At 68.7% G+C, this 16572-nt stretch carries 24 protein-coding genes; 23 read left to right on the forward strand and 1 reads right to left on the reverse strand.

The genetic code is table 11. From position 1 onward, the window contains the following. Positions 1-36: 36 nt before the first annotated feature. From WDM91_23565 to WDM91_23675, 23 genes are read left to right on the forward strand one after another with little or no spacing between them, the layout of a single operon-like run. Positions 37-741, forward strand: coding sequence for a flagellar hook basal-body protein (locus WDM91_23565; GenBank protein ID MEI9997593.1), 705 nt, complete (start codon positions 37-39; stop codon positions 739-741). A 46-nt stretch (positions 742-787) separates the two neighbouring features. Continuing rightward, a complete protein-coding gene (locus tag WDM91_23570; protein ID MEI9997594.1) occupies positions 788-1555 on the forward strand; it encodes a flagellar hook-basal body protein in 768 nt (255 codons plus the stop codon). Between the two features lie 37 nt (positions 1556-1592). Next, positions 1593-2045, forward strand: coding sequence for a hypothetical protein (locus WDM91_23575; GenBank protein MEI9997595.1), 453 nt, complete (start codon positions 1593-1595; stop codon positions 2043-2045). Next, positions 2042-2623, forward strand: a complete 582-nt coding sequence (locus tag WDM91_23580) for a flagellar basal body L-ring protein FlgH (GenBank protein MEI9997596.1) — start codon at positions 2042-2044, stop codon at positions 2621-2623. Before WDM91_23575 ends, WDM91_23580 begins: the two co-directional genes overlap by 4 nt. Continuing rightward, a complete protein-coding gene (locus WDM91_23585; GenBank protein ID MEI9997597.1) occupies positions 2620-3756 on the forward strand; it encodes a flagellar basal body P-ring protein FlgI in 1137 nt (378 codons plus the stop codon). The genes WDM91_23580 and WDM91_23585 overlap by 4 nt, the downstream gene beginning before the upstream one ends. A gap of 8 nt (positions 3757-3764) precedes the next feature. Then, complete coding sequence (locus tag WDM91_23590; GenBank protein ID MEI9997598.1) at positions 3765-4109, forward strand: hypothetical protein; 345 nt, start codon at positions 3765-3767, stop codon at positions 4107-4109. A 2-nt stretch (positions 4110-4111) separates the two neighbouring features. Then, the gene (gene flgC, locus WDM91_23595) at positions 4112-4546 is read left to right on the forward strand and encodes a flagellar basal body rod protein FlgC (GenBank protein ID MEI9997599.1); all 435 of its coding nucleotides are present in this window, start codon (positions 4112-4114) and stop codon (positions 4544-4546) included. Beyond that, complete coding sequence (fliE, locus tag WDM91_23600; protein ID MEI9997600.1) at positions 4543-4851, forward strand: flagellar hook-basal body complex protein FliE; 309 nt, start codon at positions 4543-4545, stop codon at positions 4849-4851. The genes flgC and fliE overlap by 4 nt, the downstream gene beginning before the upstream one ends. 10 nt (positions 4852-4861) lie before the next feature. Then, positions 4862-6100 (forward strand): flagellar basal-body MS-ring/collar protein FliF, encoded by a 1239-nt coding sequence (fliF, locus tag WDM91_23605; GenBank protein ID MEI9997601.1) that lies wholly within the window; start codon positions 4862-4864, stop codon positions 6098-6100. Beyond that, positions 6081-6422 (forward strand): hypothetical protein, encoded by a 342-nt coding sequence (locus tag WDM91_23610; protein ID MEI9997602.1) that lies wholly within the window; start codon positions 6081-6083, stop codon positions 6420-6422. The genes fliF and WDM91_23610 overlap by 20 nt, the downstream gene beginning before the upstream one ends. Beyond that, complete coding sequence (locus WDM91_23615; GenBank protein MEI9997603.1) at positions 6419-7114, forward strand: hypothetical protein; 696 nt, start codon at positions 6419-6421, stop codon at positions 7112-7114. Before WDM91_23610 ends, WDM91_23615 begins: the two co-directional genes overlap by 4 nt. Continuing rightward, a complete protein-coding gene (locus tag WDM91_23620; GenBank protein MEI9997604.1) occupies positions 7111-8433 on the forward strand; it encodes a FliI/YscN family ATPase in 1323 nt (440 codons plus the stop codon). The genes WDM91_23615 and WDM91_23620 overlap by 4 nt, the downstream gene beginning before the upstream one ends. Further along, positions 8433-8882, forward strand: a complete 450-nt coding sequence (locus WDM91_23625) for a hypothetical protein (protein ID MEI9997605.1) — start codon at positions 8433-8435, stop codon at positions 8880-8882. Before WDM91_23620 ends, WDM91_23625 begins: the two co-directional genes overlap by 1 nt. After that, positions 8879-9736: a hypothetical protein gene (locus tag WDM91_23630; GenBank protein MEI9997606.1), complete on the forward strand. Its 858-nt coding sequence runs from the start codon at positions 8879-8881 to the stop codon at positions 9734-9736. The genes WDM91_23625 and WDM91_23630 overlap by 4 nt, the downstream gene beginning before the upstream one ends. Beyond that, complete coding sequence (locus WDM91_23635) at positions 9720-10118, forward strand: flagellar hook capping FlgD N-terminal domain-containing protein (GenBank protein MEI9997607.1); 399 nt, start codon at positions 9720-9722, stop codon at positions 10116-10118. Before WDM91_23630 ends, WDM91_23635 begins: the two co-directional genes overlap by 17 nt. Before the next feature lie 19 nt (positions 10119-10137). Further along, the gene (flgF, locus tag WDM91_23640) at positions 10138-11328 is read left to right on the forward strand and encodes a flagellar basal-body rod protein FlgF (protein MEI9997608.1); all 1191 of its coding nucleotides are present in this window, start codon (positions 10138-10140) and stop codon (positions 11326-11328) included. Further along, positions 11329-12045 (forward strand): FliM/FliN family flagellar motor C-terminal domain-containing protein, encoded by a 717-nt coding sequence (locus WDM91_23645; protein ID MEI9997609.1) that lies wholly within the window; start codon positions 11329-11331, stop codon positions 12043-12045. A gap of 15 nt (positions 12046-12060) precedes the next feature. After that, entirely contained in the window at positions 12061-12372 is a 312-nt protein-coding gene (locus WDM91_23650; GenBank protein ID MEI9997610.1) for a FliM/FliN family flagellar motor switch protein, read from the forward strand. Beyond that, on the forward strand, positions 12369-12761 hold the full coding sequence (locus WDM91_23655) for a flagellar biosynthetic protein FliO (protein ID MEI9997611.1): 393 nt from the start codon (positions 12369-12371) through the stop codon (positions 12759-12761). The genes WDM91_23650 and WDM91_23655 overlap by 4 nt, the downstream gene beginning before the upstream one ends. A gap of 2 nt (positions 12762-12763) precedes the next feature. Further along, a complete protein-coding gene (gene fliP / locus WDM91_23660; protein ID MEI9997612.1) occupies positions 12764-13543 on the forward strand; it encodes a flagellar type III secretion system pore protein FliP in 780 nt (259 codons plus the stop codon). Further along, positions 13540-14322 carry a sigma-70 family RNA polymerase sigma factor gene (locus WDM91_23665; GenBank protein MEI9997613.1) on the forward strand — a complete coding sequence of 261 codons (783 nt, stop codon included), beginning with the start codon at positions 13540-13542 and terminating at the stop codon, positions 14320-14322. The genes fliP and WDM91_23665 overlap by 4 nt, the downstream gene beginning before the upstream one ends. A 3-nt stretch (positions 14323-14325) precedes the next feature. Then, on the forward strand, positions 14326-14874 hold the full coding sequence (locus WDM91_23670; protein MEI9997614.1) for a hypothetical protein: 549 nt from the start codon (positions 14326-14328) through the stop codon (positions 14872-14874). 11 nt (positions 14875-14885) lie between these two features. Continuing rightward, entirely contained in the window at positions 14886-15227 is a 342-nt protein-coding gene (locus tag WDM91_23675) for a hypothetical protein (protein ID MEI9997615.1), read from the forward strand. A gap of 135 nt (positions 15228-15362) precedes the next feature. Here WDM91_23675 and WDM91_23680 read toward each other — a convergent pair whose 3' ends face one another. Further along, positions 15363-16487, reverse strand: a complete 1125-nt coding sequence (locus WDM91_23680) for a tetratricopeptide repeat protein (protein MEI9997616.1) — start codon at positions 16485-16487, stop codon at positions 15363-15365. Positions 16488-16572 lie beyond the last annotated feature (85 nt).

Raw genomic sequence — 16572 nt, forward strand, 5'->3', positions numbered from 1 at the left:
CTTGCGGAGCGTTGAACGCTTCTGTACCGTTTTGTAATGAGCTTGGTCGAAATAGCGGGCGTAATTCTTGCGACGGCGCAACGACGCGTCGAAGTTGTCGCACAGAATATCTCGAACATGACGACGGCCGGATACAAGGCGCGGCGGCAATTCTCCGGACTTGTCGCCGGTGACTCCCTGGAACAAGGCCGCTCCCGATCGAATGACGAGAGATCCATCGTCGACTTCACGGGCGGAAAGTTGATGAACACCGGAAATCCGCTCGACTTTGCATTGCAGGGGCGCGGATTCTTCGTCGTCCGCACCGGCGACGCGACCTATTACACGCGCGATGGGCAGTTCAGGCGCGATGCCGACGGCCGTCTGACGACGGCGGACGGCGCATCGGTTCAAGGGGCAAATGGCGACGTTTCGGTCGGCGCGGGCGCGGTAAGCGTGCTCGCCGATGGAACGATCATGCAGGATGGGCAGCCGCTCGGCCGTCTGGCGGTCGCGGACTTTGCGGACACATCCGTCTTGCGCCCCGCCGGCGGCGGCTTGTTCGCGGCGCCGTCCGGCGCGGCGAGCGATCTTTCCTCGCCGCAGATACGCCAGGGAATGCTGGAGGCATCGAATGTCTCGACGGCAGACGAGATGGTTTCCATGATGGCCGCGCTGCGGAGCGCGGAAGCGGGGCAGCGTATCGCACAAGTGTATGACGACTTGATGGGACGGGCAGTGACGGCGTTCGGGCAGACATAACCGAGTTTCACGATTGGGCCCGGCTGGGGCCGACTGGGGCAAGCAGATGAATGGGGCGTTTTACATCGGGGCCGTCGGCCTCGATGCGCAGCAGCGGGCGCTCGATGTCGTTGCGAACAATATTGCCAATATCAACACGCCGGCGTTCAAGCGTTCGACGGCGCAGTTTTCGCAGATGGTCGCGGCGGCGCGCGATGCCGCCGATCTCCCTCTGGCCGCGGCGCAGAGAAGCGACGGACTGGCCGGCGCGGTGCTGAGCGGCACGCCGCATGTCTGGTCGCAAGGGGCTTTGCAGCAGACCGGATCGCCGCTCGATCTGGCGATCAACGGCGACGGCTTCATCGAATTGCTGGGTCCCGCGGGCCACACGATTCTGTGGCGCGGCGGCACGCTGAAGGTCAATGACGACGGCTACCTCGCCGCTGCCGACGGAACGGCGTTGCGCGCGATGATCTCGGTGCCGCAAGGCGCGACGGCGATCGCCATCTCGGCCACGGGTGCGGTGAGCGGCACGGTCAACAACGCGACCGAGCAGTTCGGTCAGATCGACCTCGTCACGACGAAGGCGCCGGACGATCTGGTGGACGACGGCGGCGGCTATTACGAGGCGGCCAACCCTGCCGATTTGATTTCGCTCAAGCCGGGCGAGGAGGGCAGCGGCATGCTGGTGCAGGGATCGCTCGAAGGTTCCAACGTGCAGCTCGCCGACGAGATGACGAACCTGCTTCTGATGCAGCGCGCTTTCGCCGCCAATGCGCAGGTGGTGCAGGCCGGCGACCAGTTGATGTCGATCGTGAATGGACTGCGGCGCTAGTCGAAGCGCTTTTCGTGTTGGGTATATTGGGGCGGTCGTGGTGAAGTTGCTTATCGCGTTTGCCGCAGCTGTGGGGCTGGCGGCGCTTGCCGCTCCGGCCGCCTTGGCCGCGGCGCCCGCCGCGCATCCGCTTCTTTGCCTGCGGGCGCTCGCGCCGCTGAGCGCGGGCGACATTCCGTCTTCGGACCGGTTCGCGTCCGCGGATTGCGCCGGGCGCAGCATCGCGCCGGCTTTCCGCCGCGATGCCGGCAGCGGCGTGACGCGGCTGGCGCGTGCCGTCGCGCCGGGCGAGGTCGTGGCACCCTATCCCGAATACGGCGTCGATATGGTCCTCCCCGGCCAGAGCCTGCGGCTGGTCGTGGTCGCCGGCGCGGCGCGGATCGAGCGCCAGGTCGAGGCCCTGCAGCCGGCACGTCCGGGCCAGCGCTTTTTTGTCCGCAGTGCCGATGGAGAGATCCTGTCGGTGCGCTTCGAAAAGGCGGCGCCATGACCGCCGCGCCGCGCCGTCTCGCGATCGCACTGCTCTGCCTGCTCCCGGCGACGGCGGCGCATGCCACCGATCTCTATCCGCATGGGAACTGGCCGGCGCTGGCGTCCGACCGCAATGCGCACCAGGTCGGCGACGTCCTCGAGATCGTGATCTCGGAAAGCGCCACGGCCTCCAACACCGCGACGAACGGTTCGAGCCGCAGCACCAATCTCGCGGGCCAGGTCACGGCCGGCGCGAGCTTCAACGAGGGCGGTGCGCTGAATCTCAGCAGCGGCTCCGACAACAGCGGCACGACGGGGCGCAGCGGCGGCATCGTCGCGCTGGTCAGCGCCCGGGTCGAGGGCGTGCTGCCGAACGGCGATCTCAGCGTCGCCGGGGCGCAGATGATCAACATCAACGGGGAGCGGACCAACATCAAGATCCGCGGCGTGGTGCGCGTCGCGGATATCGCGCCGGACAACAGCGTGGCGTCGAGCCGCCTCGCGGACGCCCAGATCGACTATGACGGTTCGGGGTTCGTGTCGCGCAGCGCCGCGCCGGGCTTGGCCACCCGCATTTTCAACTGGCTGGGACTGTGAGCGGGTGGCGCAACATCGCGTTCGCCGCCGCGCTGGTCTTCGCGGCGGCGGAGGGCGTCGCGGCGGCGGTGCCGGCCGGCACGCAGGCCGAGGAAGTTCGCCTCAAGGATCTCGGCCGCTTCCTCGGCTGGCGCGACAACGCGCTGATCGGCTACGGCATCGTCACCGGCCTAGCCGGTTCCGGCGACTCGCCGCGCAGCATCGTCACCCAGCAGGCCCTCAGCAACGTGCTGAGCCGGCTCGGCTCGAACGTGCCGGGCGGCTTGCTGCAAAGCCGCAACGTCGCCGCCGTGATGGTGACCGCGACGCTGCCGCCTTCGGCCAATATTGGCGATCGGATCGACGTCACCGTGACCTCGATCGGCGATGCGCGCAGCCTGGTCGGCGGCGTTCTGCTGATGACGCCGCTGTTGGGGCCGGACAAGCACGATTATGCCCTGGCCCAGGGCGCGCTCGTCGTCGGCGGTTACAATTTCGAGGACAACGTCAACCTGCGGCAGAAGAACTATCCCACCACGGGCATCGTCGCGGGCGGCGCGACGGTCGAGGAGCAGGTGGCGGCGAATCTGGCCGCGGCCGACGGCCATCTCACCTTCATCCTGCGCGATCCCGACTTCACGACGGCGCAGCGGATCGCCGTGGCGCTGAACGCGAAGCTCGGCATGGGCGCGGCGACGGTGGAAAGCGCCGAGGCGGTGCGGATTTCGGCCGCTGCCGGCGCCAATCCCAGCCTGCTCGTCTCCCTCGTCGAGACCGTCACGGTGGCGCCCGACCAGGTGTCGCGGGTCGTGATCAACGAGCGCTCCGGCACGGTGGTCGCAGGCGGCGGCGTCCGGGTGTCGAGCGTCGTGATCGCACAGGGCGACATCAAGGTCTCGGTGACGACCGACGATTCCTATCCGGTCTACGGCCTGCCCGGACGCGGTCGCGACGGCCATGGCATCGTCGTCACCAACAGCAAGCTCGACGTCTCCGAATCCACGAACGACACCGCTGTGCGGTTTCCCAACACCACGGTCGCCGACCTGGTGCGTGGGCTCACCCAGGCGCGGGTCGGGACGCGCAACATCATCGCCATCCTGCAGGCGATCAAGGCGGCCGGCGCGCTCCACGCCGATATCGTCGTGCAATAGGAGAGGATATGGACAGCAACACCGCCCTTCTGATGATCAAGGCGCTGGATGGCCTCCAGGCGCGCTCGATCGCGACCGCGCAGAACATCGCCAATGCGGGCACGCCGGGCTACCGCCCGCTCCGCGTACGCTTCGAGCAGGCGCTGGCCGACGCCGCGGCGAAGGGGCCGGCGGCGATCGCCGCCGTGACGCCCGAGGTCGGCCAGGCACCGGCCGGCACGCCCGACGGCGAGCTGCGCCTCGATCTCGAGATGAGCAATGACGCGATGACGGCCACCCGCTATGGCGCCCTGATCGACATCCTGAACCGCCAGCTCCAGATGCAATCTCTGGCCATCACGGGGAACGGCTGATCATGCAGGCGATGGAAATCAGCCGCAGCGCGCTCGACGTCGAATGGCGCCGGCTCGAGGTCATCTCGGAGAATCTCGCGAATGTGAATTCGACGCGCCCGGCGGGCGGCGCGCTTTACCAGGCGCGCCACCTGCTGTCCGGGCCGCGCGCGGACTTCTCGCGCTATCTGGGCGGGACGTCGCATGCCGATCTCGGCAAGCTCGACGGTGTCGCGGTCACGGGCATCGCGGTCGACAACGCGCCGCCGCGCCTGGTGCACGAGCCGGGCAATCCGCTGGCCGACGCCAACGGCATGGTCGCTTATCCGTCGATCGACCATGCCGGCGAGATGCTGGCGATGGTCCAGACCTCGCGCGCCTATGAGGCGAATATCGTCGCGATGAACATGGCGCGGCAGATGTACAGCAAGGCGCTCGAACTGGGGAGGCATTCATGACCGCGGCACCGATCGTTCCCGTCACGGCCCTCGCGCTCAAGGACGGCATCGCGCCCGCGACGCTCCCCCCGACGGCGGTCCCGCGCACCTCGTTCGCCGATCTGCTGTCGGGCGGCATCGATGCGGTGAACACCAAGGTGCTGGATGCCGACAAGATCGCACGCGCCTTCGCGCTCGACGATTCCATCCCGGTGCACCAGGTCACCTTCGCCCTCGAGCAGGCGCGGATGTCGCTCGAGCTGATGACGCAGGTGCGCCAGCGGCTGCTGGACGGCTACCAGCAGCTCATGAACATGCCGTTGTGAGGCTGGAGACGTGATCGACTGGTTCCGCACCGCGACGCCCGCCCGGCAGCTTCAGCTGTCCGTCGCGGCCGCCTGCCTGTTCGCGGTGTTCATCGCCGTGGTGTGGTTCGCCTTCCTGCGCACGACCTATTTGCCGCTGTTCAGCGGATTGCGCGCGACCGACGCCGCCAGCATCGTCTCGGTGCTCGAACGCAAGAAGGTGCCCTACCGGCTCGCGGATGGCGGCGCGACGATCCTGGTGCCTGAGGAGATGGTCGACGCGACCCGGCTCGGCGTGATGGGCGAAGACGTGCCGCTGAAGGGCACCGTCGGCTTCGAGCTGTTCAACAAGACCGACATGGGCATCACCGACTTCGCGCAGAAGATCAACTACCAGCGCGCGTTGCAGGGCGAGCTCGAGCGCACGATCATGACGCTGGATGGGGTCGACACGGCGCGCGTGCATCTTTCGCTCGGAGAGGACCGGCTGTTCCGCGACGACCGTGTGCCGCCCAAGGCCTCCGTCACGATCCGCATGGCGAAGAACGCGAGATTGTCGCAGGAGGCGGCGCAGGGCGTGAAGCGCCTGGTCGCCGCCGCGGTGCCGAATCTCGATGTGGCGAATGTCGTGATCCTCGACGCCGAAGGCGATGTCGTGAGCGGCCTGACCGCGGCGCCGGTGACCGCATCGCCGCCGGCCGCGGAGGCCAGGGCGATCGAGGAATATTACGCAGCGCGGATCCGCGATGCGCTGGACCATGCCGGACTGCCGGCGAATATCGGCGTCTTGGTCCAGGCGGATGCCGCGGTTCCAGAGCCATCGCTCGCCGGCTGGAGTCCGGCGGTGCGGGATTTCCCCTTGCAGGTGACGCTGTCGCCCGCCGCGCCGCTCGAGCCCGCGGCCCAGGAGAGCGTGCGCATGACGGTTGCTGCGGCCATCGCCTCAACCACGGCGCAGAGCGATATGATCTCGTTTGGCATTGCGGTGGCACCTGCCGTCGCGCCCGCCTTCATTGCGGCGCACGGTGTGCCGGCGCCGCAGGTCCGCGTCCCGGTTGCGGACCTCGCGCCGCCCGACGAGGAGCATGACGTCCTGCTGGAGATCGGCCTCGCGCTGCTCGCCGTGATCGGTGCCTTCGCCGGTGTCATGGCGTTGGCGCGCACTTTGCGCGGTCCCAGGCGATTGAGCGAACGCCGCCGCGCCGATTTCGTGGCCAAGCTCAAGACCGTCCTGGACAAGGGAGACGGCCGTGCCGCATCCCAGACCTGACACCGCGCTCCGGCGCATGATCGCCGACATGGCGCTGCTGCACGCCGACGACATCGCGGCGATCCTGGGCGCGCTCGACCCGGGGGAGCGCCTGGCGGTCGAAGGCCTGTTGCGCGAGCACGCTGCGCATTTCGAACCACCGCAACCGCCCGCCCCCGATCCCTTCGACCCTGTGCGGCTCTCGCCCTGGCTGCTCGAACGGTTGCACGCGCGCGACGATGCGATGACGCAGGACGCGCGCCTCGCGCTGCGCGACGTCGCGGTACGGCTTTATCCCGCCGCGCAGGGCAAGCCTGCGCCCTCGATCCGGATCCGGCCGTGAGCGGCGTCATCAAATCGCATAGCGTGACCGAGCTCGCGGCGGTTCGGCCTTTCGCCGGGCAGATGCCGCCCGCACCGGTCGTCGTCCTGCCCCGGCTGGACGAAGAGCGCGAGCGCCTGCGGCGTGCCGTTGCTGCGCTCGAAGGCGAGCTGCGCCGGCGCGACGTCGAGATCGAAGTGCTGCGGACAGACGTCGAGCAGGCCTTCGAGGACGGCAAGGCGAAGGGCCGCGAAGCCGGCCTGGCCGAGGCGCGCGATCGGCAAGAGGAGCGCCTTGCCGCGCTCGAAGCCGCGGCGCGTAAGGCGCAGGGTGAGGTGTCGTCCGGCCTCGCGTCTCTCGAGCGGCTGGCGCCGCTGCTGGCACGCGACTGCGTCGACAAGATTCTGGGCGAGGCGTCCGGTTATGCGGAGCTGATCGGCCCGATCGTCGTCCGGCAGCTCGCCGATATCGACAGGGCGATGCTGCTGCGGATCGAAGTCTCGCACCGCGATTTTCCGGACGCGGCGGCGTTGTCGGCGCTCGGGCATCGGCTGGCGCCGCTCGCCGTCGACATCGTCGCGGATGCGCAGATGGCGCCGGGTGGTTGCGTGATGGTCCTCAAGCTCGGCCGGATGCATGTGGGCATCGACCAGCAATGGACCGCGCTGCGCGACGTGCTGGGCGAGATGGCCGCGCCCGAGGCCGCGCCATGACGATGCATCCGATGCAGCGCTGGCTGGCCGCCGTCGATCCCGTCTTGCGCACCGGGCGGGTCTGCCGGGTGATGCCGACCTATATCGAGGCCGACGGTCCCGCCGTGGCGCTCGGCACGCTGTGCGATGTGGAGACACGCGGTGCCGGACAGTCCGGCCGCATCTGTGCCGAGGTCGTGCGCGTCGACCGCGATAGCGTCATTCTTTCGGCGCTCGAGGACGGGCGCGAGACCTTCTCCGGTGCACGAGTCGTGGCGCGCCCCGGCGGCGGCACCGTCCCGGTCGGTCCCGCGTTCCTCGGCCGTGCCGTCGACGCGCTGGGCCGGCCGATGGATGGAAAGGCGCCGGCGCGTGCCGCCGAGCGGCGTTTGCTGCACGGACCGATGGTGGCGCCGCTGGAGCGCACATCGCCCGACGCGATCCTGGAAACCGGCATCCGCGCCATCGACGGCTTGCTGACGCTCGGGCGGGGCCAGCGCGTCGGTGTCTTTGCGGCGGCCGGCGTCGGCAAGACCAGCCTGATGGGGCAGATCGCGCGGCAGACGGAAGCCGACATACTCATAATGTGCCTGGTCGGCGAACGCGGCCGGGAAGTCGAGGCCATCTGGAATCACGGGCTCGATCCGGCGGTCCGCGCGCGGGCGACGCTCGTGGCCGCGACGTCCGACCAGCCGGCGGCGATGCGGGTGCGTGCGGCGCACTATGCCATGGCGCAAGCCGAATACTGGCGCGGCGAAGGACGGCATGTGCTCCTGCTGCTCGATTCCGTGACGCGTCTGGCCATGGCGATGCGGGAGATCGGGCTGGCGGCGGGCGAGCCGCCCACCGTGCGCGCCTACACGCCCAACGTCTTCGCCGCGATCCCGAAGATCGTCGAGCGCAGCGGCGCGCTCAAATCCGGCGGGGCGATCACCGCGATCATGACCGTGCTCAGCGAGAGCGACGACGTCGACGATCCGGTGTCGGAGATGATGAAATCGCTGCTCGACGGCCATATCGTGCTGTCGCGCGCGCTGGCCGAATGCGGCCAGTTCCCGGCGATCGACGTCTCGCGCAGCGTGAGCCGCCAGGCGGAGGGCCTCGTCCCGAGAACGCAGCGCCGGCTTGCCTTGCAGGTCCTCGAATGGCTTTCGCTGCGCGAGTCTTCGCGCACGCTGGTCGAAGCCGGGCTCTATGCCAAGGGCAGCAATGAGAGCATTGACCGTGCGATCGAGCGCCATCCGGAAATCGTGCGCTTCCTGAAGCAGGAACGCGACGAACAGGCCGCGCTCGCCGCGACCGAGACCGCGCTCCAGCTCCTGGCCGGAGGGCGCAGCTGATGGCCCGTGCCGCCGACCTCATGCAATTGCGCCGCATCGCCGTGATCCGCGAGGTCCAGGCCGCGTCGGCCCTTGCGCTGGCGGCCCGCGCCGCGTCGGACGCCGCGCAAAGCCGGGACACGCTGAACGACCGCGCGCGCGCATGCCGGGCGGCGGAGGACAGCTGGCAAGCTGCGCTGTCGACGCCGCGCTTGGCGGTTGAAACGCTGCCCTTCTGGTCCGCGGCATTGGTACGGAGCGAAGATGGCCTGCGCGCCGCGTTGCGCGATGTGGAGACGACGGAGGCGGCGCGCATGGAATGCACGCAGGCGTTCCATGCGGCATCCAAACGCCGCGAGATCGCGCAGGCTACGCTGCGCGCGGCGCGCAAGGCGCGTGCGGCACGCCGCGACGAGACGGCCATGCAGCATGCGTCCGACCAGTTTCCGCATCGGAGGGAGAGCGCATGACGTCGATTCCGCCTCTGGGCCAAGCGCCGCGCACGGTGATGGCGGCGCGGTCGACACCGTCCGCCGCGCCGCCGGCGGGACCTTTCGGCGCCTTGGTGGGTGGACGCGGCGCGCTGACGCCGGGCCTGCGCAGTGCCCTGCCGCTGGTCGTTCCGGTCGGCGATCTCCAGACATTCGACAATGCGCAAGCCGGCACCGATGCGCCCGACCACGGCTTCCAGTTCGATGAGCTGGGGATGTTCGGTCAGTTCGGCGCGCAAGCGTTGGCGGCGGAAGCCGTTGCGCTCCCCGGCGATACGATCGCGACTCCGGCGAATGCGGGTTCGTTTGCACCGGGCGCCGCTGCTGCTGAAGCGGAGGCCGCCCCCGGCGTACAGGCCGTGACCGGCGTGCCCTATGCATCGTTGCCCACCGCGCCGGCGTCTCTCCAAGACGGCGCGGTCGGCATGGCCGAGGCGCCTGCGTTCGTGGCGGTTGGTGCCGCCTCGGTGGATACGAGCGGAAGCTCCGCGCTGCCGCTCGCCCTCTCCGAGGAGATCGCTCTGCCTTTCGCCGCCGGCGACGAAGGCGCCGACACCATGTTCGCGAGCGCCGGCGTGCCGGGCCGCCTGCCGTTGCGCGCGCCGGCCGCCGGCGGCGCGGCAAATCCCCTCAACCTGGTCGTCGCCGACGAGAACGGCGCGCTGTCGATCGCGGTGCGCAGCGAGAGCGGCGGGGACTACGCTCGCCTTCGCCGCTTGGTCGAAGCCGCGGCTTCCGAATTCGGCCTGGAGGTTTCGGACTTCCGGCTCAACGGCTCCGCAGCGGAGCAGACCCATATTCCAGGAGGTTCCCGCGATGGTCGCACCCGTTAGCGCCACGGCGGCGTCGTCCGCCGCCTACGGCCTCGACTTCCAGTCGATGCTGAAGATCATCCTGACGCAGCTGACCTATCAGGATCCCCTCAAACCGCTGGACAATTTCGAGTTCGTCTCGCAACTGGGCCAGTTCGCGCAGCTCCAGCAGAGCCAGTCGATGAACGATGCGATCACCAACCTGCTGGCCTCCCAGGCCGCGACCCAGGCCACCGGCCTGCTCGGCCGGACGGTCGATCTCACCCAACAGGACAACACGACGCTGTCCGGCACGGTCAGCGCGGTCTCCTTCGCCTCGGGCTCGCCCGAACTCACGATCCAGACGAGCGACGGCCAGACCATCGCCAATATCTCCATCGCCAACGTAACCCAGGTCCGCTGACAACAGGAAAGGTCTCCACATGCTCGGTGCAATCTATACCAGTCTGAGTGGCATGGACGCGTATACGAAGGGTCTGCAGACGATCAGCAACAACGTCGCCAACCTCAACTCGAACGGCTACAAGCAGACCACGCTGGCATTCTCGAACCTGGTCGACGACAGCGGCTCGTCCTTCCTGGGCAGCGGCTGGCGGGACAACGGCTCGGGCGTCCATATCGCGAGCACGCTCACCGATTTCAGCCAGGGCCAGCTCCAGACGACGAACAACGATCTCGACCTCGCCCTGCAGGGCAGCGGCTTCCTCGTCGTGCTGAACAAGGACGGCAACACCTTCTATAGCCGCACCGGCTCCTTCGCGGTCGACAAGGACGGCTATATCTCCGATCAGGCGACGGGCGAACGGCTCGCCGTGCTCGACGCCGGCGGCCATCCCGTGGCGATCAACCTCAACGACAAGAAGGTCAGCGAACCGGCGGCGACCACGAAGATCGCATTCTCCGACAACCTGTCGTCGGACGTGAACGCGCCGCCGGCGACGGTGTCGAACATCACGGTGACCGACAGCCGCGGCGGCCAGCACGTCTGGACGGCGACGTTCACCAAGTCGACGGATATCGGCGTGACCGACCAGTGGGACGTCGCGTTCACCGATTCGACCGGCGCCGACGTGGGATCCGCGACGCTGAAATTCATCGGCAACGACATCGATCCCACGACCCAGACCGCGACGCTGGACTATGCGCCCGACGGTGCCGATCCGATGACGGTCACCCTGGACTTCTCGGGCGTGACGTCCCAGTCGCAGGGCACCACCTCGACCATCCAGACCGCATCCGTCGACGGCAACGCGGTCGGCACGCTGAGCACGGTCACGATCGACGAGAACGGGCACATCCTGCTCACCTACACGAACCAGAAGACGGAGACCGAAGGCGCCGTCGCGATCGCCAACTTCCGCAATCCGCAGCTGCTGACGCGGTTGAGCAACGGGCTTTACCAGAACGGCACTACCGAGACGCCGACCCTGGCCGCAAGCAACACCGACGGGATGGGCACGCTGACGCCGAAATCCATCGAGTCGTCGAACGTCGATCTTTCGGCGGAGTTCGGCGATCTCATCCTGCTGCAACGCGGCTTCCAGGCCTGTTCCGAAGTGATCAGCGTCTCCAATGACATGATCCAGCAACTGTTTTCGATCAGGGGACAGTAAGTGGCGGCTGGCGTCAGGGATTGGCTGCCGGCGGAGGCGTTCGCGGCCGACGCGGTCGCGGCCGTCCTGGCCGAGCCGCTCGGGCGCTGGTCGGCGCGCTGGTTCGCGCGGGACAGAGCGGTCGTCGCCGATGTGCGGAGCGCGCCGGCCGCGACAGCCCCGTCGCGCGTCGTCCGCGGCGACCGTGCCGAAGCGGCGCTTTCGGGTCGCGGCAAGCGCCAATTGCTCGAGACGGCACTTGGCGCCGAACTCGCGGGACAAAGGCTCGGCGATGGCGATCACGCCGTGCTCGACGCCTTCGCCGTGCGGATCGTCGAGGATCTTGTGGCTATCCTTGATGAGGCGTTTCCAGCAGCGGCGGCCGACGACACCCGCCTGCGGCTCTCGCTGGCGCTGGCGCAGTCGGACGTGATCGAGGTCGGCCTGCCGCGGGAGGTGCTCGTGCCGTCGCTCAAGGCGCGCCTGGGCGCCGTGCGCGCAACGGGTGACGCGCCGGCCGGGCGCCGCGAGGCGCTCGCTTCGACACGGGTCGCGGTCGAAGGCTTTCTCGGGCATGCCGGACTTTCGCTCGGCGAGCTCGAGGCGCTCGGCGTCGGAGACGTCGTCGTGCTCGATCGCCCGGTGAGCGTGCCCGTCGAACTGCGCCTGCCCGGCGGCAGGAAACTGGCGCAAGGCATGCTGGGCCGGAACAATGGTCGCGTGGCGATCCAACTATAATAAGAGAGTGGCACAATGTCTGGCAGCATAGTCAAAGTGGTCGACAGCACCGGTTCCGAGCCGGCCCGGCTTGCGGACGACGCGCCGCGCATCGACGAGAGCGTCCTGCGCGGTATCCGGGTCACGCTGGAGGCGCGCCTCGGCGAGGCCAACATGACGGTCGACGAGATGATGGCGCTCAAATCGGGTGCCGTTGTGACGCTCGAATCGGGGCTGGCCGATCATGTCGACCTCTTCCTCAACGGGACTTTGGTGGCGCGGGGCGAGATCGTCGCCGTCGGCGAGCGGTTCGGCGTGCGCATCGTAGAGATCGCGCAGAAGCCATGAGCGGCACGCGGTTCGCGGCCGCGCTTCTTGTCCTCGCGGCGTGCCGGCCCGCCGCGGCGCAGACGCTGGGGCAGGGCGCCGATGACGGCATTTCGACCTGGCGTGTCATCGCTGTGCTGTTGCTCTGCCTCGCACTCGCCGTCTATGCGGCTTATGTGTTGCGGGCGCGGCTGGGCGGCGCGCCGCGTTTCGCATGGCCGCTTCTGTCGCGGACGAAGATCCAACGCCGCCTGCAACTCGTGGAGACGCTGCGGCTCAGCCATCAGATCGACCTCTGCGTCGTGACCTGCGACGGGCAGGACCTGCTGGTGGCGGCCAGCGCGCAAGGCGTGGAAATCCTGCGCGAGCTTCCGCCCGGCGCCGCGACTGCGGCGCAGGGACGCGTTTGAGCATGGCGTGTCTTCGCCGCCTCCTTCTGGCCGTCGCGCTGCTCGGCGGTTTTCTCGCAGCGCCCGCGGCGGGCGCGGCGCCGCTGCACCATCTGCCTTCGCCCGTCGCGGCGCCGTCCATCGCCAGCCCGGCGGCGGCGCTGGCCGACGACACCCAGACGTCGGAGGTCGTGCGCACGGCGCTCATCCTCACGCTCATGGCGCTTCTGCCGGCGATCCTCATCTCCATGACCTCCTTCGTGCGGATCATCGTCGTGCTGTCGATGATCCGGCACGCGCTCGGCATGCCGGAGACGCCGCCGAATGCGGTGCTCATCAGCCTGGCGATCTTCCTGACGGCGTTCTCGATGGCGCCGACCGTCGAGGCGATCGACAGCCAGGCCCTGCGCCCGTTCCTCGACGGACATCTCACGGTGCGCGAGGCCATCGACCGCGGCACCGGCCCCGCGCGGACCTTCATGCTGCGCCAGGTGCGCGACCAGGACATCAGGGCGATCTACGACATCGCGCGCAAGCCGCTGCCGGCCCGCGCCGCGGATGTCGGCCTGATGCAGCTCGTGCCGGCCTTCATGCTCAACGAGCTTCGCGTTTCCTTCCGGATCGGCTTCGTCATCCTGCTGCCCTTCCTGCTCATCGATCTGGTCGTTTCGAGCGTGCTGCTGTCCCTCGGCATGCTGATGGTGCCGCCGACGACGTTGTCGCTGCCGCTCAAGGTGCTGATGTTCGTGCTGATCGACGGATGGACGCTGGTGATGCAGGGCGTGCTCGGCAGCTTCCGATGAGTCCGGCGACGCCCGCGCCGCCGCAGGCCGATGCCGTCGAGGACGACACGGAGGCGGCATTGTGGAGCGCGTTCAAGGACGCGGGATCCGGCGCGGCGCGCGCCCGGCTGTTCGGCCGCCATGCGGCCTTCGCGCGCAACATCGCGCGGCGGCATTATCGGGAGCGCGCCTGGGGCGATCTCGACTTTCGCGACCTGCAGCAGCTCGCCTATGCCGGTCTCCTCGAGGCGCTGGACCGGTTCGACCCGAACCGCGGCGCGCCGTTCCGCGCGTTCGCGGCCCACCGTATCTCGGGCAGCATCCAGGATGGATTGACGCGGGAGAGCGAGGTCCGCGAGCAGGTGTCCTGGCGCCATCGCGCGCGACGCGAGCGCCTGGGCTCGCTCGTCGACCGGACGGCGGAGCCCGGCGACACGGCGCAGGCGATGGAGACTCTCGCGGAGATCGCTGTGGGACTGGCGATCGGCTTCATGCTCGAGGGGACCGGCCTGTTCGTCGGGGGCGACCGTGAAGAGGGCGATGCGGCGCCGGACGCGGCGACGGCGTATGACAGCCTTGCCTGGAAGGAAATGGTGGCGCAGCTTCGCGCGGAGGTGGCCGCCTTGCCGGAGCGTGAGCATGCCATCCTGCGCGAGCATTACATGAACGGTGTGGATTTCGATCAGCTTGCCGCGCTGCTGGGCCTCAGCAAGGGCCGGATATCGCAGCTGCATCGCGCGGCGCTGCTGCTTCTGCGCAAGCGATTGCGCGAGCGCGGCCATTTCAGATTGGGGAGATAGATCATGACGGCGACGCTTTGTCCGGACGACCGCATGGCGGCGCTTCTCGCGGCCGTGGGGCGAAGCCCCGAGCAGGGCTTGCGCGACACCGAGCTCCTGCTGGGCGACTTCCCGCGCGATCCGCGGCTGCATTTCCTGCGCGGCTCGCTGCTTGCCGGCCGGCAGGACTACGCGGCGGCGCGGCTGGCGATGCGGCAGGCGGTGGACATCGCGCCGGACTTCGCCGTGGCGCGGTTCCAGCTCGGCTTCCTGCTGCTGACCTCCGGCGAGCCGCATGCCGCGCAGGAAGCCTGGGGGCCGCTGCACGGCCTGCCCGCCGAGAGCTACATCCGGAAGTTCGTCACGGGATTGTGCCATCTCATCCGCGACGAGTTCGCCGACACCATCCACTGCCTCGAAGAAGGCATGGCGGCGAATACCGAGAACCCCGCGATGAATCGGGACATGCAGATGATCGTCGACGAGGTCCGCAGCAAGCTGAAGGACGCGGCGCCGGCATCCGCGGTCGACTTCCTGCTGCAGCAGTCGGCGCTGAAGTCGACACGGCATTAGGGACGGACGGAATGGATCCGATTTCGAATGCCGATCGGCTGGTCCTGCTGCTGCGGCAGAAGCTGCAGGAACGGGCCAAGGCCGGCTCCGCGGCGCGGCCGGGCGCGGCGTCGAAAGGTCAAGCGCCGGCAGAGCCGTCGGCCATCCAGGCCCTCGCCGCGGCCGAGGATGCCGACGAACACACGCTGCGCCGCGCCTTCCTGCAGAATCTGCTGGCCGATCAACTCGGCCCCGATCTCGTCAATGACGCCCAGTTCCAGCAGATCGTCTCGCGCGTCACCCAGGCGATCGAAGACGATGCCGATGCCGCGCGGCTGCTCTCGCGCCTGATCGCGGATCTGCGCGCGTCTTAGAGCAGGTTGCGATCAGATGGAATCGCCAAAACTTGTCATGGCCCGCGCCCTTCGACGCCGCCTGCGGCGTCGAAGGGCGCGGGCCATGACACCGGGTCGGGTTGCGCCAACTTGAAAGCAACGGACTCTTAGAGCCTACTTCCGCCGGATGCCGAAGCCGGCCATGGCCTGCAGGATGGTCTGGCCGCCCGGGCCGATCGGCGTCGTCAGCGCGATCTGGCGGATTTTCTGCGCCAGTTCGGCATGTCCGCTGCGTTCGAGCAGCAGGCTCTTGGCCAGCGCGCCGCCGAAGCATTTGCGGTCCAGGCGAAGCGCGATGTCCGCGCCCCGGCGCGCTGCGTCCAGCCGACCGTCCAGGATATCCATCACCGCCAGTCCGCCATGGCTCTCGGCGAAGGTATCGTCGAGCGCCAGCGCCCGCTCGAAGCTCGCCCGCGCCCCGGCATTGTCGCCCTCGACGAAATGCGCCCAGCCGGAAGCGATCCAGGACCCGAGATGATCGCCGAACAGTTCGGCGCCCCGGTCGATCGCCTGTGCGCCGCCGGCCGCGTCGCCGCCGGCCAGCAGCCCGAGCCCCCGGCCGACCCAGGCCCGCGCGTTGCGCGGCTGTCGCGCAAGGGCGGCATCGAACAGGGCCAATGCCCGCGGCTGGTCGTAGGCGCCGAGCGCCAGCACGCCGAGCGCCGCCTGGCCCTCGTCATTGTCGCCGGCCCTCGCCGCGTAATGCTGCGCGAGCTCGGGCTTTTCGGCGTCGAGGGCCAGCGTCGCCAGCGCTCCCATAAGCGCATGGTTGTCCGGGAAGCGCTCGGCCATCGCCGCGCCCTGCGCCAGCGCCTCGTCGTACATCTCCAGGTGATGCATCATCTGGATCTTGAGCGCGGGCGCCCTGGCCGAGACGGCAAGAGCGGCGTCGTCCAACAGCGCGAGGGCGTCGCCATAGCTCCCCGTCATCGCCTTGGACCAGGCCAGGTTGAAGCGCAGGGCAGGGTCGTCCACGCCCGCCGCGCGCACCGCGCCGAATATCTCCGCCGCTTCGGCGAAGCGCTGCTGGGCCAGCGCGATGAGCCCTTTCAAGTTGAGAAGTGCAGGCGTCAGGGGCGCAAGACGGGCATGGCGGTCCAGCAGATCCGCCGCCTGATCGAACGCCCGCTCGTCGAAAGCGGCCGAGGCGGCGTCTGCCAGCAGGCTGAGATTGTCGGGATCCCCGGCGAGGAAGTCGTTGAGGCGCTCCCGCCGCGAACCTTTGCCTTGTGTTGCCAAGCGTCGCCCTCCGCAAGCCGCATATCGCAATATTTCCGATGCCAAGTCCATCGGCGATGCGCCGGGGAAGGCGCGATCAAAAAAA

Source organism: Rhizomicrobium sp. (assembly GCA_037200385.1).
GTDB lineage: Bacteria > Pseudomonadota > Alphaproteobacteria > Micropepsales > Micropepsaceae > Rhizomicrobium.

Excerpts from the sequence above, each read along its gene's own strand:
- flgF (MEI9997608.1), top strand. The coding sequence starts at position 10,138 with ATGCTCGGTGCAATCTATACCAGTCTGAGTGGCATGGACGCGTATACG.
- WDM91_23580 (MEI9997596.1), top strand. The coding sequence starts at position 2,042 with ATGACCGCCGCGCCGCGCCGTCTCGCGATCGCACTGCTCTGCCTGCTC.
- WDM91_23620 (MEI9997604.1), top strand. The coding sequence starts at position 7,111 with ATGACGATGCATCCGATGCAGCGCTGGCTGGCCGCCGTCGATCCCGTC.
- flgC (MEI9997599.1), top strand. The coding sequence starts at position 4,112 with ATGCAGGCGATGGAAATCAGCCGCAGCGCGCTCGACGTCGAATGGCGC.
- WDM91_23590 (MEI9997598.1), top strand. The coding sequence starts at position 3,765 with ATGGACAGCAACACCGCCCTTCTGATGATCAAGGCGCTGGATGGCCTC.
- WDM91_23625 (MEI9997605.1), top strand. The coding sequence starts at position 8,433 with ATGGCCCGTGCCGCCGACCTCATGCAATTGCGCCGCATCGCCGTGATC.
- WDM91_23670 (MEI9997614.1), top strand. The coding sequence starts at position 14,326 with ATGACGGCGACGCTTTGTCCGGACGACCGCATGGCGGCGCTTCTCGCG.
- WDM91_23655 (MEI9997611.1), top strand. The coding sequence starts at position 12,369 with ATGAGCGGCACGCGGTTCGCGGCCGCGCTTCTTGTCCTCGCGGCGTGC.
- fliE (MEI9997600.1), top strand. The coding sequence starts at position 4,543 with ATGACCGCGGCACCGATCGTTCCCGTCACGGCCCTCGCGCTCAAGGAC.
- WDM91_23630 (MEI9997606.1), top strand. The coding sequence starts at position 8,879 with ATGACGTCGATTCCGCCTCTGGGCCAAGCGCCGCGCACGGTGATGGCG.
- fliP (MEI9997612.1), top strand. The coding sequence starts at position 12,764 with ATGGCGTGTCTTCGCCGCCTCCTTCTGGCCGTCGCGCTGCTCGGCGGT.
- WDM91_23665 (MEI9997613.1), top strand. The coding sequence starts at position 13,540 with ATGAGTCCGGCGACGCCCGCGCCGCCGCAGGCCGATGCCGTCGAGGAC.
- WDM91_23565 (MEI9997593.1), top strand. The coding sequence starts at position 37 with ATGAGCTTGGTCGAAATAGCGGGCGTAATTCTTGCGACGGCGCAACGA.
- WDM91_23675 (MEI9997615.1), top strand. The coding sequence starts at position 14,886 with ATGGATCCGATTTCGAATGCCGATCGGCTGGTCCTGCTGCTGCGGCAG.
- WDM91_23570 (MEI9997594.1), top strand. The coding sequence starts at position 788 with ATGAATGGGGCGTTTTACATCGGGGCCGTCGGCCTCGATGCGCAGCAG.
- WDM91_23635 (MEI9997607.1), top strand. The coding sequence starts at position 9,720 with ATGGTCGCACCCGTTAGCGCCACGGCGGCGTCGTCCGCCGCCTACGGC.
- WDM91_23650 (MEI9997610.1), top strand. The coding sequence starts at position 12,061 with ATGTCTGGCAGCATAGTCAAAGTGGTCGACAGCACCGGTTCCGAGCCG.